General features: G+C 69.3%; 14 protein-coding genes and 2 pseudogenes. 9 read left to right on the forward strand and 7 right to left on the reverse strand.

All coding sequences use genetic code 11. The annotated features are described in order from the left end of the window. Nucleotides 1-144 precede the first annotated feature (144 nt). The 3 genes from NF4_RS11560 to hpnE form a co-directional block, all read right to left on the reverse strand. The gene (locus tag NF4_RS11560; RefSeq protein ID WP_063814559.1) at nucleotides 145-2,361 is read right to left on the reverse strand and encodes an acyl-CoA dehydrogenase family protein; all 2,217 of its coding nucleotides are present in this window, start codon (nucleotides 2,359-2,361) and stop codon (nucleotides 145-147) included. Between the two features lie 256 nt (nucleotides 2,362-2,617). Continuing rightward, complete coding sequence (locus tag NF4_RS11570; protein ID WP_369690923.1) at nucleotides 2,618-3,136, reverse strand: SRPBCC family protein; 519 nt, start codon at nucleotides 3,134-3,136, stop codon at nucleotides 2,618-2,620. 251 nt (nucleotides 3,137-3,387) lie between these two features. Beyond that, a complete protein-coding gene (hpnE, locus tag NF4_RS11575) occupies nucleotides 3,388-4,818 on the reverse strand; it encodes a hydroxysqualene dehydroxylase HpnE (protein WP_369690924.1) in 1,431 nt (476 codons plus the stop codon). An 11-nt stretch (nucleotides 4,819-4,829) separates the two neighbouring features. Here hpnE and NF4_RS11580 point away from each other — a divergent pair, with 11 nt between their 5' ends. From NF4_RS11580 to NF4_RS11590, 3 genes are all read left to right on the forward strand, one after another. Beyond that, the gene (locus NF4_RS11580) at nucleotides 4,830-6,056 is read left to right on the forward strand and encodes an oxygenase MpaB family protein (RefSeq protein WP_063127257.1); all 1,227 of its coding nucleotides are present in this window, start codon (nucleotides 4,830-4,832) and stop codon (nucleotides 6,054-6,056) included. 213 nt (nucleotides 6,057-6,269) lie between these two features. Continuing rightward, the gene (locus NF4_RS11585; protein ID WP_063127258.1) at nucleotides 6,270-7,031 is read left to right on the forward strand and encodes an SDR family NAD(P)-dependent oxidoreductase; all 762 of its coding nucleotides are present in this window, start codon (nucleotides 6,270-6,272) and stop codon (nucleotides 7,029-7,031) included. A gap of 178 nt (nucleotides 7,032-7,209) precedes the next feature. Next, nucleotides 7,210-8,091, forward strand: a complete 882-nt coding sequence (locus tag NF4_RS11590) for an acyl-CoA thioesterase (RefSeq protein ID WP_063127409.1) — start codon at nucleotides 7,210-7,212, stop codon at nucleotides 8,089-8,091. 19 nt (nucleotides 8,092-8,110) lie between these two features. Here the strand turns inward: NF4_RS11590 and NF4_RS11595 are convergent, their stop codons facing one another. The 3 genes and pseudogenes from NF4_RS11595 to NF4_RS40025 form a co-directional block, all read right to left on the reverse strand. Further along, nucleotides 8,111-9,127 carry an oxidoreductase gene (locus NF4_RS11595; RefSeq protein ID WP_084533066.1) on the reverse strand — a complete coding sequence of 339 codons (1,017 nt, stop codon included), beginning with the start codon at nucleotides 9,125-9,127 and terminating at the stop codon, nucleotides 8,111-8,113. Nucleotides 9,128-9,284: 157 nt separating this feature from the next. Then, nucleotides 9,285-9,593, reverse strand: coding sequence for an SAM-dependent methyltransferase (locus NF4_RS39220; protein ID WP_063127259.1), 309 nt, complete (start codon nucleotides 9,591-9,593; stop codon nucleotides 9,285-9,287). 67 nt (nucleotides 9,594-9,660) lie between these two features. Beyond that, a pseudogene (locus tag NF4_RS40025) lies at nucleotides 9,661-9,804 on the reverse strand (SAM-dependent methyltransferase); the annotation flags it as partial. A gap of 276 nt (nucleotides 9,805-10,080) precedes the next feature. Here NF4_RS40025 and NF4_RS11610 point away from each other — a divergent pair. Continuing rightward, entirely contained in the window at nucleotides 10,081-11,355 is a 1,275-nt protein-coding gene (locus NF4_RS11610) for a cytochrome P450 (RefSeq protein ID WP_063127261.1), read from the forward strand. A 14-nt stretch (nucleotides 11,356-11,369) separates the two neighbouring features. On the opposite strand, the pseudogene NF4_RS11615 reads toward NF4_RS11610, so the two are convergent. Next, nucleotides 11,370-11,681: pseudogene (locus NF4_RS11615) on the reverse strand (acetyl-CoA C-acyltransferase); the annotation flags it as partial. A gap of 142 nt (nucleotides 11,682-11,823) precedes the next feature. On the opposite strand from NF4_RS11615, the gene NF4_RS11620 reads away from it, so the two are divergent. From NF4_RS11620 to NF4_RS11635, 5 genes are all read left to right on the forward strand, one after another. Further along, nucleotides 11,824-12,516 carry a YwaF family protein gene (locus NF4_RS11620; protein WP_063127410.1) on the forward strand — a complete coding sequence of 231 codons (693 nt, stop codon included), beginning with the start codon at nucleotides 11,824-11,826 and terminating at the stop codon, nucleotides 12,514-12,516. Nucleotides 12,517-12,726: 210 nt separating this feature from the next. Continuing rightward, nucleotides 12,727-12,873 (forward strand): DUF1059 domain-containing protein, encoded by a 147-nt coding sequence (locus NF4_RS36070; RefSeq protein WP_063814553.1) that lies wholly within the window; start codon nucleotides 12,727-12,729, stop codon nucleotides 12,871-12,873. Between the two features lie 124 nt (nucleotides 12,874-12,997). Next, entirely contained in the window at nucleotides 12,998-13,711 is a 714-nt protein-coding gene (locus tag NF4_RS11625; protein WP_063127263.1) for a 3'(2'),5'-bisphosphate nucleotidase CysQ, read from the forward strand. Nucleotides 13,712-13,843: 132 nt separating this feature from the next. After that, the gene (locus tag NF4_RS11630) at nucleotides 13,844-14,665 is read left to right on the forward strand and encodes a mycofactocin-coupled SDR family oxidoreductase (protein WP_063127264.1); all 822 of its coding nucleotides are present in this window, start codon (nucleotides 13,844-13,846) and stop codon (nucleotides 14,663-14,665) included. Between the two features lie 187 nt (nucleotides 14,666-14,852). After that, nucleotides 14,853-15,980 (forward strand): NDMA-dependent alcohol dehydrogenase, encoded by a 1,128-nt coding sequence (locus NF4_RS11635; protein WP_063127265.1) that lies wholly within the window; start codon nucleotides 14,853-14,855, stop codon nucleotides 15,978-15,980. Nucleotides 15,981-15,984: the final 4 nt, after the last annotated feature.

A 15,984-nucleotide genomic window follows, 5' to 3' on the forward strand; every position in this document is an offset into this window, starting at 1 on the left:
TCGCTCACCCCAGCGCGGCCAGCCGTTCCCGGGCCCGCTCGTACTCCGCGGCGAGCCGGTCGACCACGGCCGCGGTGAAACCGATCTCGGGCACCGCCGCGGCCTCGTCGGTCGCGATGAACGTCGGGTCGAGCGGTCAGCGCGCTATTTCCGGGGCAGCCCGAGCACCAGCGTCGCGATGGTATTGAGCTGGATCTCCAACGTCCCACCGCCGATGATCCAGGTCGGGATGTCGAGTTCGTGGTGTACCGGTTCGGAGACCGCTTCGCCGAGGGCTCCGGCCGGGCCGATCAGGTTCAGGGCGGCCGCCGCGGCGTCGGTGTGCAGCATGGAGGCCGCCGCCTTCGCGACGCTCGTGGCCGGACCGACCGGCTGACCGTCCAGCCGCCGGATCGTCTCGCGCAGATTCAACGCCGAGACGGCCGCGCCCCGGGCACTGATCCGGCCGAGTGTACGCAGCGCGTCGTCCCGGCCACCGGCGTATTCCTCGCGCTCGATGATCTGTTTGATCCGCTTGTTGTGTCCGGGATCCCGGACACCGCCGATGAACAGCCGTTCCTGCGCCAGCGTCTCCAGGGTCAGCGTCCAGCCCTGTCCCGGCTCGCCCAGGACCATCGAATCGGGCACAAAAGCGTTGTCGAAGAAGACCTCGTTGAACTCGGCACCGCCGCTGGCCTGGGTGATCGGGCGGACCGTCACCCCGGCGCCGTGCATATCGACCAGGAACATGGTGAGTCCGCGGTGCCGTTCGGCGTCCGGATCGGTGCGGCCCAGCAGCAACCCCCAGTCGGCGCGATGGGCGAGCGTGGTCCAGATCTTCTGTCCGTTCAACTCCCATCCACCCTCGACCCGGGTGGCCCGCAGGCTCAGGGAGGCGACATCGGAGCCGGCCTCCGGTTCACTGAACAGCTGGCACCAGATCTCTTCGCCGCGCAGTGCGGGAGCCGCCAACCGGGCCAATTGCTCGGGTGTGCCGCGGTGCAGCACGATGGGCACCACCCACTGGCCGATTCCCATGGAGGGCTGGGCGATCCCGTGCCGGTCGTATTCGTCCTGCAGGATCAGCTGTTCGAGGGGTCCGGCCTCGATCCCGTAGGGCCGCGGCATCGGCGGCGAGACCAGGCCGTTGTCGGCCAGCAGCGTCCGGCGCGGGCCCGGGTTCACGGCATCGGTGTCGCCGATCTTCGAGGGACCCGGGTTGTCCAGTTCCGCCGCCCGGTCCAGGATCGCCGACACCTGTTCCCGGAAAGACGAATCCGTCTCGGGCAGGGGTACGGCGAAGGTGCGCGGCCCGTGCAGGGCTGCCGCGCCCAGCCGCAGTTCCCACGATTCCACCGGCCCGGCCAACGCGGCCAGCGCGATGGCGCGCCGCCAGTAGAGGTGCAGATCGTGCTCCCACGTGAACCCGATCGCGCCGTGCAAGCCCAGACATTCCACGGCCGCGTGTACCGCGTTGCCGAGGGTGGTGAGCGCCGCACCGGCGACCGCGTGCGTCCGCTGCTGCGCATCGTCGTCCAGGCCGCGAATCGCGTCCCAGGCCGCCGCGGTGGCGAGTTCGCTGGTGATCAGCAGTTGCGCGGTGCGGTGCTGTACCGCCTGGAAGGCGCCGATCGGCCGGCCGAACTGGGTGCGTGAGGTGACGTAGGCGGTGGCGGTGTCCGAACACCAGCGAATCACCCCTGCGGCCTCCACGGCCGACAGTGCCACGGCGACCGCGACGGCCCGCTCGGTATCGAGCGCGACCGGTGCGTCGACGGCGACCGAGGTGAACCGGATCTTCCCGATATCGCGGCCCAGGTCGGTCCCGTCCTGCACCTCGACCTCGAGTCCCGCGGCCGTCCTGTCCACGACGAACCACCTGGTGTCCGCGCCGGATGCGGCGGCCACCACGAACAGTTCGGCCGATGCGGCCCCCAGCACCGGTCCCGTGGCGCCGTCGAGTCGCGCGATATCGCCGGAGGCGCCGTCCACCGTGAGCGCGTGCTCGGGCACGACGACCGCGCCGGTCACCCCGGCGGCGAATTTCCGCAGCAGGGCATCGACGCGGTCCTCCCCCGCCGCTGCGGCGAGCACCGCGCTCGTGACCACGGTGGGCAGCAGGGGGCCCGGCAGCAGCGCCCGCCCGGATTCGGCGACCACCACCGCGAGGTCGTCGAGTGTGCCGCCCTGTCCGCCGATCGATTCCGGCAAATGGACCCCGGCCAGACCGAGCGCCACCAGGTCGGGCCAGAAATCCGGCCGCGCACCCGCTTTCAGGGCTTCGGTCTTCTCGCGGAGGTATGCGCGACCGGCGCGACGGTCGGCGAATCCGGTCACGGTTTCGGCCAGTGCCGCCTGGTCGGCGGTCAGCGCTACAGGCACGGTTCTCATTCCGGTCGAGGGGCACGGTCCGGTTCCCGAACGGGTACGGGAATCCAGATTAGAACCTGTTCTACTCGCGGCGGAGCGATTCGCACAACCCGGACCCGGGTGGGCGCGGCCGTACCGGGCCCGGGCGGCCATCGGATGACCGACCCCACATCCTGGGCGACCAGGTTGCCCATGGCCCGTTCGGCCACCGCGGCGATGGTCATCGACGGATTAGCACGCGGACCGTTCACCGCAGGTGGAGGCCGGTTCAGATTTCGCGAACAGTTTCCAGTTCGGCCTTCATCCGTTCCAGGGTCCGCCGGATATTGCCCTTCTGGAATTCGGCGAAGCCCCGTTTTCCGGTGGCGATCCGGTCGAACCACAGCGCGGGCGTGTCCGGCCAGCCGGCGCGATCGTCGTACCAGGTCTCGGTGATCCGGGTACCGCCGGCCACCTCCTCGAACCGGTACTCCCAGGTGGCGACGGCCACCGGCAGCAACGGCTTCCACACCCCCCACCGGCGGACCTCGAAGACGAACCGGCTCGGCCGCTCGGCCACCACCACTGTGCATCCGGTGTGCCAGCGCATGGCGCCGCGCCGGTTGGCGCCCACGAACTCCATTCCGGGATGGACGGGCCGCCCCGGCTCCGGGACAACGGCCCCGGTGTTCTCCGGACTCCACCTGCCCATCTGTGTCACATCGGTCACTGCGTCGTAGGCAGTCTCCGGATCGATGTCCACCACGATGCTGTCGGACACCTGGGTGGTCCGGGAAATCTTCACCACGGTCGTAACTCCTTCGGCCCCGTATTACTCGTCGATCGTAGGCACCGCGGCGGCCGCGCGGGATCGGCGGACTATCGTCGGGGCCCGAGCTCACCGACTCGCCCGACCGGATCCGGCCCCGTCCGCCGCGGCGGCACAATCGGCGTGCGGATCAGCCTGCCGGAGTCGACACGGGCACCCGGGGCGGTAACAGGGAAGGCGCCGCCCGGGGCGACCATCTGCAGGTCGATCGGAGGGCGCCGATCCCGGTGTCATCGCCGCTCGCGGTCGGCCCCAGCGGCCTGTTCGAGCAGTGCCGCCACCGCCCGCTCCGCGCTCTGGGCAGCGCTTTCCATCGTGGCCGACCAGTCGGTGCGGGTCCAGTCGCCGGCCAGTACCAGATTCGGCACCGAGGTCCGCTGGTCCGGGCGCAAGCCCGTGGTGCCCAGCACCTGCGAGAAGGTGGCCTTCGGCATTTTCACGACCTGGGCGTGCACCAGCCGTGCCGCCCCGGCTTCCGGATAGTAGCGACGGATCAGCGCCAGCTGCTCCTCGACGATCTCGTCGTTGCTCTTGTGGATCTGCTCGTAGGCGCCGCTGGTGGTCAGGCAGTAGAGCCAGGCACCGTCGGGGGTCCGGCCGTGCATACGCTGCCGGTCGAAGACCTCGTCGATCACGCCGGTCCCGCCGATCAGCGCCTCCATCGCGGATTTCGTCCGCAGCGGGCGGTCCAGATACAGGTTGGTGCTGACGATCGGGGTAACGCCCAGTTTGTCGGCGGCCGCATAGATCTCGGCGTGTTCGGGCAGTTCGTCGAGCAGACCGTGGATCCGCGAATTGGGTACCGCGCACACCACCGCGTCGGCCGGGAGTTCGGTGCCGTCGGCCAGTTGCACCCCGGTCACCAGGCCGTCGGTGATCAGGATCCGGCGGGCCACCGTCCGGAACCGGACATCGACACCGTATCGGGCGAAGGCCCGCTCGGCGCCGGTGATGTACAGGGTGTCCAGGTCCACGGTCGGATAGCCGATGGTGACGCCGACACGGTCCTGCGCCCCGATGCGGATACCGGTCGCCAGTACGTCGGCGAACACCTTCGCCGACTCCCGCTGGACCGGTTCGGCCGCGATACCGAGGGCCAGCCAGTCCCACAGCGCCTCCCGCGCCGTCGCGGGCATGCCCACCCGCTCGAACCACTGCTCGGTGGTGATATCGGCCAGATCCGCGGGCTGGTACAGGGCTTGGCGCCCGAGCCGGATCGTCGCGCGCAGCGCCCGGAGCCGGTCGATTACCCCCGCGTCGGGGTGGGCACCGAGCAATGTGCGCACCGCGCGGAATCCCTTGGTGTGCAACAGGACCGCGCGTCCGCCGGGCCAACGCAGCGTACCCACGCCCGGGAATTCGAGATGGTCGCGGGTCCCCACGCTGTCGAGGTAGCGGAACAGGCTGCGGTAGCCGCTGGCCACCACGTGCTGACCGTTGTCGGGGGTGTCGCCGACCTCGGGAACTTCCATCGCCTGGGTGCGGCCGCCCAGCCGGGCCCGCCGCTCGAGCAGGGTCACCTGCTTGCCGGCCTCGGCCAGCCATACCGCTGCGGCCAGGCCGGCGAGCCCGCCCCCGATCACGACATATCGACGGGCATCGTTCATCTGCTTCTCCCGGACCTCGCGAACCCCTGATTGACACAATGTAACGCAGTCCATACATTCGTTTCATGGGTTCCGACAACACGGGTGCCGCGATCCCCACCCGTCACCCCGCCGCTCCGGTCCGGGTCCCCGGACTACGACCGTTCGCCCTGCTGATGGGCATCGGCGCGCCCGACGCCGACCAGTGGGACGCCATGGGCGCCTCCCTGCTGGTCGGGGACGAGCCGATGGATTCGCTGGTCGACTGGATGATCGCGACGGGGATGGGCACCACCCGGCCGCTGTTCGAACAGGCCCTGCACGCCGGGATCGATTCGGTCCCCGGCGCCCCCGCCCCGCTGCGCGAATTCTTCACCGCCGTGGAGACACCGCCGGTCTGGCTGGACGAGCAGGCGCTGCGCCGCGGCGAACAGGTCCTGCGCCGCGGCGGATTCGACGGGCTGTACCTGGCGCGGGATGTCTCCTTCCTCGGCGGTTATCTCGCCTCGGGTTTCAACAAGACACTGCTGCGCACCGGAGCCCTGGAGAAAGGCCCAGCGCAGCGGTTCGCCGAAACCATGCAGTGGGCGCTGGACGTCCAGAACGGAATGGAGAAGTTCGGCCCCGGGTACCGTTCGACGCTGCACGTGCGATTCGTCCACTCGCTGGTCCGCCGGCACGTGGGCGCCATGCCGGACTGGGACGGTGACGCCTGGGGGCTGCCGATCAATCAGACGGATATGGCGGCGACGCTGGTCGGCGCCCTCATCGCCCCGTTCATCGGCGGGATGGCGATGGGAATCCTGCCCTCGCGCGCGGAGCGGGAAGCGGCCGCGCATCTCGCGCGCTACGTGGGCTGGCTCATGGGTGTGGCCGACGAATGGCTGCCCACCGGATTCCGCGACAGCGTGCGAATCCTGTATCACTGCATGACCGCCATCACCAACCCGGACGAGACCACCCGCCAACTCGCACTGCCGATGGCGAACGACCCGCTCACCTGGAACTATCCCAACCTGCCGTGGCTGCGCGGCAGAATCGCCCGCGCCCAGCACCTTTCGATAGCCACCATGTACCTGGGGCCCGGCGCCATGCGCAAGCTCGGACTGTGGCCGTATATGCCGCCGTGGTACCCGATGCTGCGATTGCCGGTCAACCTCGTTCGCAGCGCGGCCACCCGCATCAGCCCGGGTGCGCGGGACCGTGCCGAAAAGCGGGGCATGCGGGAGCAGAAAGCATTCCAGCGGATGCTGGTCGGCTCCGGACCCGCGACCGTCGGGCTCTCCGCGCAGGAGCTTCAGGCCAGAGCGTGACCGGCGAAAGCGCCGCGCGCGCATCGTGTTCGCCCGGGGTCGGCTCGGTTGGTCCGGAGGCGTGCAACGGCCGAACGACTCTGAGCACTTGACCGGCACTATCACCGAGACTTCTACGAAAACCGTGGTTCGGTCGCACCTCGCCGCTATAACGTAGGCCGGTATACGTTCGGCGTGCGACGACCGGGCATCACACCGAGAAAGACGGGAACGATGGAGATTCAGGGAACACGTGCAGTCGTCGTCGGAGGCGCCTCCGGGATGGGCCGGGCCAGCGCCGAGCTCCTGGCCGCGCGCGGGGCGAAGGTCGTGATCGTCGACCGGACCGCCGGTGAGGGCAACAAGGTCGCGGCCGATCTCGGTGGTTCCTTCTTCGAGGCCGATGTCACCGACCACGCGGGAGTCGAAACCGTGCTGGCCGACGCGGTGGCCGAACTGGGCGGCCTCGACATCGCCGTCAACACCGCCGGCGGCGGGATCGCCAAACGCACCCTGTCCAAAACAGGCCCGCACGATCTGGAATCGTTCACCCGGATCATCAACTTGAACCTGATCGCCACCTTCAACCTCAACCGGTTGCAGGCCTGGCATATGAGCCAGGGCGAACCGAACGCCGACGGCGAACGCGGGGTCATCATCAACACCGCCTCGATTGCCGCCTTCGAGGGCCAGATCGGGCAGGTCGCCTACACCGCCGCCAAGGCCGGTATCGCCGGCATGGCGTTGACCATGGCGCGCGACCTCGGCTCGGTCGGGGTCCGGGTGCTGGCCATCGCGCCGTCGCTCTTCGATACCGGCATCCTCGCCGGAGTGCCCGAGGAGATGGTCACCCCGCTGGTCGCGGGCAATGCCTTCCCCAAGCGGATGGGACGCCCGGAGGAGTACGCGAAGCTGGCCGCCGCGATTGTCGAGAACGGCATGCTCAATGGCCAGTGTCTGCGCCTGGACGCCGGAATGCGCTTCGCGCCCAAGTGAATCACCGCGAACCGGGGCCCGGGCGGGCGCGCGGCCCGGCCGGGCCGCGGAGTCGTGCGGGGAGTCGGCGCCCGGCCGCGCCGGGCACCGGCACCGGCACCGGCACCGGCACCATAATGGGATCCGACCTTGTCCGACACCGCGGCACACGGCCGTATCGCGCCCCACGGAGGTGGCCATGACCCTGGAGAGCGTGCGGCCCGCGGAATCGGTGGCCGACCGGCTCGCTCTCGAACGCGTCGGAGACCATCGCTTCCGCGGGCGCGCCCACGACGGACCCGCACGCCGCAGCTACGGGGGCGAAGTCGCGGGTCAGGCGGTGCTGGCGGCGGGGCTGACCGCACCGGCGGACCGGCCCATCCATTCCGCACAGACCTATTTCCTGCTTCCGGGCGACACCACCGTGCCCACCGAATTCGTGGTGGAGCCGGTGCGGGACGGCGGCTCGTTCTCCACCCGGCGGGTCGAGGCCATCCAGAACGGTCACGTGATCTTCACGATGCTCGCCTCGTTCCATCGCCCCGAGGACGGCCTGGCCCATCAGGTCGCCGCCCTCGACACCCCCGGCCCCGACGAGGTGCCCGATCTCGCGGAGGCCTTCGGCGAGCATCCCGAAGCCCTGCGTTGGACCACCACCTTCCTCGACGCCCTCGGGGTGGACGCCCGGTTCCCCGATCCGCCCGCCCGCGCGCACGCCATGCGCGGAGTCGTCTCCGGTCCCCGGCAGCGGGTGTGGCTGCGCACCCGGGTGCCGGTGCCCGATTCGGGTTTGGAGCAGGCCGCGTGCCTGATGTATCTGAGCGATCTACTGCTGCTCTCGGCGACCACCGGACCGCACGGTGAGGCCCTGCGCGACCGGGAACTCCAGGTGGCCACGGTCAACCATTCGATCTGGTTCCACGCGCCGCTGCGGGTCGACGAGTGGTTCCTGCACGATCAGTACGGGCGCTGGGCAGGTGGTGGCCGCGGGCTCGCGCACGGCGAGATCCTGGACCGGGCGGGCCGCTTGTGCGCGACCACGATGCAGGAGGGACTGATCCGTCCCCGTCCGTCCCGCTGACTCCGGCCCCCTCGCGCGGCTACGCGCTCTCGCCGGCCGCAGCCGCCCGCGGGGCCACCGCCGGGACCTCGCCCGCGGCCGGGCGGTGCGGCGATCCGAGCACGAACTCGACGCCGGTCAGCTCTTCGGCGATCGCCCACAGCCGGCGACCGGCCGCGGGGTCCGCGGCTGCGGTCGGCGTGGGCAATCGCACCGGCGGGCCGACCAGTCCCCACCGCTGCACCGGACCGTAGAACCCGGCACCGGGTACCGCCGGGTCGAGGGCGGCCCGGAGCACCGACCGGGCGCCCGCCTCGGGTGTCTGGGTGACCGGACGCGCCAGCGTCATCACCACATTGCTGTAGGCGATCCGGACCAGCAGACTCTGATCACGCAGAATGGTCGACCGCACCCCGCCGGGGTGGGCGCCGACCGACAGCGCTGGCGAACCCGCGGCCGCCAGCCGGCGCTGCAATTCGACCATGAACGTCATAGCGGCCATTTTCGAGCGCGAGTAGGTCACCAGCCGGCCGAAGCTGCGCTCGGACTGCAGGTCCTCGAAATCCAGTGCCGCGTTGCGGCGTCCGTGGCTCAGGCTGCCCACACTGACGATCCGGCCCGCCGGGGCGGCGGTGATCAGATCGGCCAGCTGGGCGGTCAACGCGAAATGCCCGAGAAAGTTGATCCCGAAATCGCTTTCGAATCCGTCGACGGTCGGCGTCCAGCTACCGGCTACCACACCCGCGTTGTTGATCAGCAGGTCTAGTCCGGGAAGTTCGCCGTGCAACCGTCGCGCGCAGGCGGCGACCGAGCTCAGATCACCGATATCCACATGCGCGGGCCGGATGTCGGCGCCCGGTACCGAGTCCTCGATATCGGCCTTCGCCGTCGCGGCGGCGATATCGTTACGGCAGGCGAGCACGACCGTCGCGCCCCGGCGGGCCAGGCCCCGGGCGATTTCGAGTCCGATGCCGGTGTTCGCGCCGGTCACCACGGCGGTACGACCCGACTGGTCGGGTGCGTCGGCCACTGTCCACGGTTCGTTCGAAGCGCTCACGGCATCTATCCAGTCCCAGCACGATTCACGCCGCCCCTCGACCTGGATGGTCACCTGCCGGAGGCAGCCGGCCCAGCCGAAGTATAAGGCTATTCTCGCGATGAGAGAATACTATTTCCATGGCTGGAATCCGATACGATCGGCCGGCGCCCGCGCCTCACCCGTTCCCGGGCAGACCCGCCGGACCGTCCGGCCCCGAACGCTCGCCCTTACGCCCGACACCGCCCAGCAGCAGCCGTTCCTCGGCCGTCCGCGGCGACCGCGGGGGCCCCGAGGGCCACCACTCGTCCACCGGGACCACCCCGGGATCGACCAGTTCGAGCCCGTCGAAATAGGAAACGATCTCCTCCCGGCTCCGGTACCAGCCGCTCCCCAGCCCCTGCTCCAGAAAACGCCGTTCCACCTCCCGGGCGAGCTCGTGCCCGGGCGAGCCGTCGGCCGGATCCCAGTAGTGGGTGATCGCCACGAAACAGGTACACCGTGTCCTCGTTGGTCTCCAGCAGCACCCGGCCGTGCGCGACACACATCGGGTCGTTGTCCAGGTACACGACCCGGGCCCACGGGTTCACCAGCTGGGCTATCTCATGGGTATTGCCCACGGCCGGCAACCCGGCACCCACGTCCAGGAACTGATCCACCCCCACGATTCCCGCGAGATACCGGATCACCCGGCGCATCCAGGGTAAGTTTTCGCTTCCCGGGCGCGAGAGATTTCGTTCTTGTCCGGTCCTGCCGGATGGCGGGACACCGTCCGGGCGGTCTCCGCGCCGCCGGCCGCGTCCGTCCAGGCGCCACTCGACGTCCTCCCGCAGCGAGCGCGCCGGGTGCCGCCCGATTCACCGGAAGCAGCCGCCGGGAATCGGCACGCACACTACAGTATTCCTACCGGCGCGCGCTCGTCCCCGGCCTGCACCGCGTGCGGTACCCATGGTCTGCCGAGCTCGGAGCCGCTCATGAACCCTGCCGACAGCGCCCCGGCCACCACCCGCCGCTTCCACCGGCTCGATATCTCCGGACCGGCGTTCTGGACCCGTGACTTCGCGGCCCGCGACGAAGTGTTCGCTCGGTTGCGCGCCGAACCCGGACTCACCTGGCACGCACCGGCGCCCGCTGTCTTCCCGCACTCCGAACCCGGATTCTGGGCGGTGACCCGGCAGCGCGATATCGCCTACATCAGCCGCCACCCGGACCTGTTCACCTCGGGCCTGGGTATCAGCATGGACCCCATGCCGGTGGAACTGCAGCGGCCGACGACCTTCTTCCTCACCATGGACCCACCGCAGCACACCCGGTACCGGCGCCTCATCAGCGCCGCGTTCACCCCGAAACAGGTGCGCCGCATCGAATCACAGATCCGCGCCAACGCCGCCGAGATCGTCGACGAGTTCCTCGCCGACCTGCGCGGCGAGCGACCGGTGGACCTCGTGGACAGGCTCTCCCGCAAACTCCCCATGCGTACCGTCTCGGACATGATCGGCATCGACCGCGCCGACCGGGAGACCGTCGCGTATGCGGCCGAGGCGATGTTCGGCTCCACCGACGAGGAATACGCGAGCCTCGAGGACCGAGCCGATTTCTTCATGTCCCAGTTCACCATCCTGCACAGCGCCGCAACCGAACTCGCCGCGCGCCGCCGCCGCGCGCCACGCGACGACCTGATGTCCGCGATCGTGGCCGCGGAGGTGGACGGCCACCGCCTCACCGACGAGGAAATCGGCGCGTTCATGGTCCTGCTCGCTTCCGCGGGGAACGACACCACGAAACAGACCACCTCCCACGGCTTCAAAGCGCTGATCGATTATCCGGCGCAGCGCGAATGGCTGCTCGAGGATCCGGCGGCGCGGCTCGGCGGCGCGGTCGAGGAGTTCATCCGCTGGGCGACGCCGGTCGTTCATTTCGCCCGGCACGCGGTGACCGATACCGAGGTCGCGGGCACCCGGGTGCGGGCGGGCGAGAAACTGGTTCTGTTCTACTGTTCGGCCAATCGCGACGAGGCCGCACTCGACGCGCCCCATATCTTCGACCTCACCCGCGACCCCAATCCACATTTCGGTTTCGGCGGCGGCGGGGCCCATTTCTGCCTGGGCGCGTGGCTGGCCAGGATGCAACTGCGGCTTCTCTTCCACGAACTGCTCCCCCGGATCCCCGAGGTGGTGCTCGGCGACCCGGAGTACGTCCACAGCGATTTCGTCCACGGCATCAAACGGATGCCGGTGCGGCGCGCTTGATCAGACCGCGAAGATCATCGCGCGCCCCGACCGCCGCCGACGCACATCGCCGCCACTCCGATCCCGCCGCGGCGCAGCAGTTCGTAGAGCAGTGTCGCGGCCATCCGGGCCCGGACGCGGCAATCGGATGACCGAGACAGCAACCACTTCCGGAGTAATTGACCAGTTCCTCATCCACGCCGTATTCGCGGCAGGCGGCGATCGGCACCGATGCGAAGGCCTCATCGGCCTCCCACTGCGCGATATCGCCGGGTTCCGGTCCGGCGCGGCGCGGCACCTTGCCGATCACGGCGACCGCAACCCAGACCGGTATCGCGCCGCGCCACCACCCGCCGGGATCCCGGAGACGGTCGCGGACCAGCGGGTTCAACACCACGGACTACGACCGAACCGGGCGGTGGGCTGACACACCGTGAGTCTTTCGGTGCGCCGGATCCGATCCACGCTCGCGCTAGGTTGGTCGGCGTGGTGCAACCACTGGCGAGCGAGTTCTCGGCGTACGGAGTATCGCACTGGGTTGTGCTGGCGGTGTTCGCGGTGGGAGCGGTCGCGGTCGTCGCGATCGGTCGGCGGGAGCGGACCGGGGACGGCTCCAGCCACTTCGGCCCGGTGTTCGGCTGGGTGACGCTCGGGCTGTATCTGGTGATCTATCTGGCCGCGATGTTCCCGCCGGCGATCGATCGTTCGGTGCCGCTGCGGTTGACCGATCTGGCGACCCTCGTCGCCGGGTACGCGCTGGTGACGCGGCGACGGTGGGCGTACGCGCTGACCTATTACTGGTGTCTCACCCTGAGCACACAGGCGCTCATATCGCCGGCGTTGGAGACCGACGACTTCCCGGATCACGAGTTCCTGGCGTTCTGGGCGATCCACCTGCTCGTCGTCTGGGCGGCGATCTACCTGACCTGGGGTGTGGGTATGCGGCCGGATTGGGGCAGCTACCGGTTTGCGGTGACCGCGACAGTGGTGTGGGTCGCGGTGACCTTCGTCTTCAATTCGGTGGCCGCCACCAACTACGGGTTCGTCAACCGGAAACCCGCGACACTGTCGCTGCTCGACGTTCTGGGGCCGTGGCCGTGGTACCTGGGCACGGTGGCCGCGCTGTTGCTCGCGGTGTGGGCGTTGATGACCTGGCCTTGGGTCCGGAACCGGCGGCAGTAGTTCGCTCTCGCCCGATCGAACCGGGTCGAGAGGTCCATCTGCCCGAAATCCGGCGCTTGGCTCGGTGCCGCAGATAATTTCCCGAATCGGTGCTGCCCGTCGAGTAGGCCGTCGAGCTCGTCATGAATAGGCGGCCTCCGATAGCCGTCGTGCCGGCCGCCGGAGACGTACGCTGTTCCCGATCGTTCCACGCGAAGAGAGGAATTCCCCGTGAAGACAAGGCTCAACTGCCCCTGTGGTGAGCATCTGACCGGCGCCACCGAGGACGAACTGGTCGACGTCGTGCGCAAACATCTCACCGAGAACCACCCCGGCCACGATTACTCGCGCGACGAGATCCTGTTCATCGCGTACTGACCTGGCGCACCGGCCTCGTCCGGGCCGGTAATCCGCGGTCCGGTCCGCGGAACCGTGTTACGAGTGCACCGGAGGCACCGTGGTATATGGATCTGGGCGGCACCGCTCGCCGGGAAGGATCCTCATGGACGACCACACACTCGCCGCGACATTGGCCGGCGAAGCCGGGGAACTGCTACTCGGCATCCGGGAACTCGGTGGCGCTGTCGGCGACCGGCGGTCCGACAGCTTACTGCTCGGGCGGCTGGCCGCCGAACGCCCGGCGGACGCGGTGCTCTCGGAGGAATCACCCGACGACGGCGACCGCGTCCGGCAGTCCCGGGTGTGGATCGTCGACCCACTCGACGGGACCCGGGAATACGGTGAGCCCGCGCGAAAGGACTGGGCGGTACACGTGGCACTCGCGGTGGACGGAAAGCCCGCCGCGGGAGCGGTCGCGCTCCCGGCCGAGGGTCTGGTGCTGCACACCGGCCGGCCGCCGGTCCTCCCACCACCGCCGCCGCCCGGGACCGTGCGGGTGGCGCTCTCGCGCAGCCGACCGTCCTTCGAGGTCCGGCGGTTGGTGGCCCGGCTGGGGGCGACCGAAGTTCCGATGGGCTCGGCCGGCGCCAAGGCCATGGCGGTGGTCCGGGGAATCGCCGATGTCTACGCCCATTCGGGCGGCCAGTACGAGTGGGATTCCTGCGCGCCGGTCGCGGTGGCGGCCGCGGCCGGGTTGCACGTCTCCCGCCTGGACGGAAGCCCGCTGATCTACAACCGCCCCGATCCCTATCTCCCCGACCTGCTGATCTGCCGCCCCGAACTGGCCGAACTGGCCCTGAAGGCGCTGTCGGAGTAGCACACCCGACGGCCCCGGGCCGCCGCGCACCTCCGCGCCGGTCCTGGCCCGTTCGCGATTCCGGTGCGTGCGCGGCGCGTCCCGGGCGGCACACAATGGTCGGATGTGTTCGCAACGACAGGAGAACGGCAAGTGAGCGGTCGACTATCCGGCAGAGTAGCTTTCGTCACCGGCGCGGCGCGCGGTCAGGGCCGGGCCCACGCGGTCCGGCTGGCGGCCGAAGGCGCCGATATCATCGCGGTGGACCTGTGCGGTCCGCTGCCGCCCGCGGTCCCCTACGACGCCGCGACTCCCGGCGATCTCGACGAGACCATCCGCCTGGTCGAGGAAACCGGCCGCAAGATCGTCGCCGACGTGGCCGATACCCGGGACCCGGCCGCGCTGCGGGCCGCGGTCGACGCCGGGATGGCCGCGTTCGGCCGACTCGACGTGATCGTCGCCAACGCCGGGATCTGCATCCCCGAACCGTGGGACGCCATCACCCCGGAGTCGTTCCAGGCGGTTCTCGACACCAATGTCACCGGCACCTGGAATACCGTGGTGGCCGGTGCGCACCGGATCATCGAGGGTGGGCGGGGTGGCTCGATCATCCTGATCAGTTCCGCCTCGGGTGTGGCGATGCAGCCTTTCATGGTCCACTACACCGCCAGCAAACACGCCGTCACCGGGATGGCCCGCGCCCTGGCGGCCGAACTCGGCAAGCATTCGATCCGGGTCAACAGTGTCGCCCCCGGCCCGGTCGCCACGCCGATGGGTTCCGGGGATATGGTCGGCGCGCTCACCCGGGCCGCGGAGACCAACGAACTCCTGGCGCGGATGAACACTCCCCTGCTGCCGGAAGGTATCGCGCAGCCCGAGGACATCTCCGACGCGGTGTGCTGGCTGGCGAGTGACGAATCCCGGTTCGTCACCGCTACCAGTATTTCGGTCGATCTGGGCGCGGCGCAGTACTGAGCCGCCGGTTCGCGGCAGCACCGCCCCCGGGTCCCCGCGCCTCCGTGCGCGGTGCTGCCGCGGCCCAGGCCCGGCGGACACCCTGCGGGAAAATTCGGTATAACACTTTTCGAGAACGCCATTATCGGGCAATCTGGGTACTGCCGCGAACCGGCGCACGACACCGCCACGACAGTAAGGGAAGCCGATGAAATCCAAGGGTGCATTGATCTGGGATTACGCGCAGCCGTGGTCGGTCGAGGAGATCGAGATCGGCGACCCCCAGTACGGCGAGGTGAAGGTCCGGGTCGAGACCGCCGGGTTGTGCCAGTTCGATCAGCGCCTGGCCAGCGGCGATGTGCCCACCGCCGAGTTCCCGATCCTGGGCGGGCACGAGGGGGCGGGTGTGATCGTCGAGGTCGGCGCCGGAGTGGAGCAGCTCGCCGTGGGCGACCACGTGGTGTTCTCCTTCATCCCGGCCTGCGGGATATGCCAATCCTGCCTATCCGGTCATCACAATCTGTGCGACCGAGGTCAGGATCTGCTCACCCGGGGCGCGGTGTCCGACGGCACTTTCCGCATCCGCGCCCGCGACCGTAATGTGCACCCCACCTCACTGATCGGCGCGTTCGCCCCGTATGCGGTTGTACACAAGAGTTCGGTCGTCAAGATCGACCCGTCGATCCCCTTCGATATCGCCTGCCTCGCCAGCTGCAGTGTCACCACTGGGTACGGAGCGGTGGTCAATACGGCGACGGTCCGCCCCGGCGAGGATGTCGCGGTGGTCGGCGCGGGCGCGGTCGGCACTGCGGCGATCCAGGCGGCGGTCATCTCCGGCGCCCGCCGCATCTTCGCGGTGGACCCGATCGAATCGAAGCGCACGCAGGCCGCGAAATTCGGTGCCACCCATATCTATCCGACAATCGACAGCGCTATCGGCGGTATCGAGGAGGTCACCGGCGGCCAGATGTGCCGGACGGTGATCGTCGCGGTCGGGCGGTGCGACGGCCACGATCTGGCGAAATGGATGCGGATCACCGCCAAGGCCGGCAGCTGCGTCCTCGCCGCCACCGGCGATGCCGCGGAGACCAATCCGCGCATGAATCTCTCGGCGCTCACCTTCCAGCAGAAGAGTCTGTGCGGCACGTTGTTCGGTGGCGGAAACCCCCAGCTACTCATTCCCGAGGTCCTCGCGCTCTACAAACTGGGCGACCTCGGACTCGGCGATATGATCACCCGCGAATACACCCTCGAGCAGATCAACGAGGGTGTCACCGATATGCTCGAGGGCCGCAATATCCGCGGAATCATCCGCTTCACCGACGCGGACCGCTGACCCG

The organism is Nocardia fusca NBRC 14340, assembly GCF_001618425.1.
GTDB classification, from domain to species: domain Bacteria; phylum Actinomycetota; class Actinomycetes; order Mycobacteriales; family Mycobacteriaceae; genus Nocardia; species Nocardia fusca.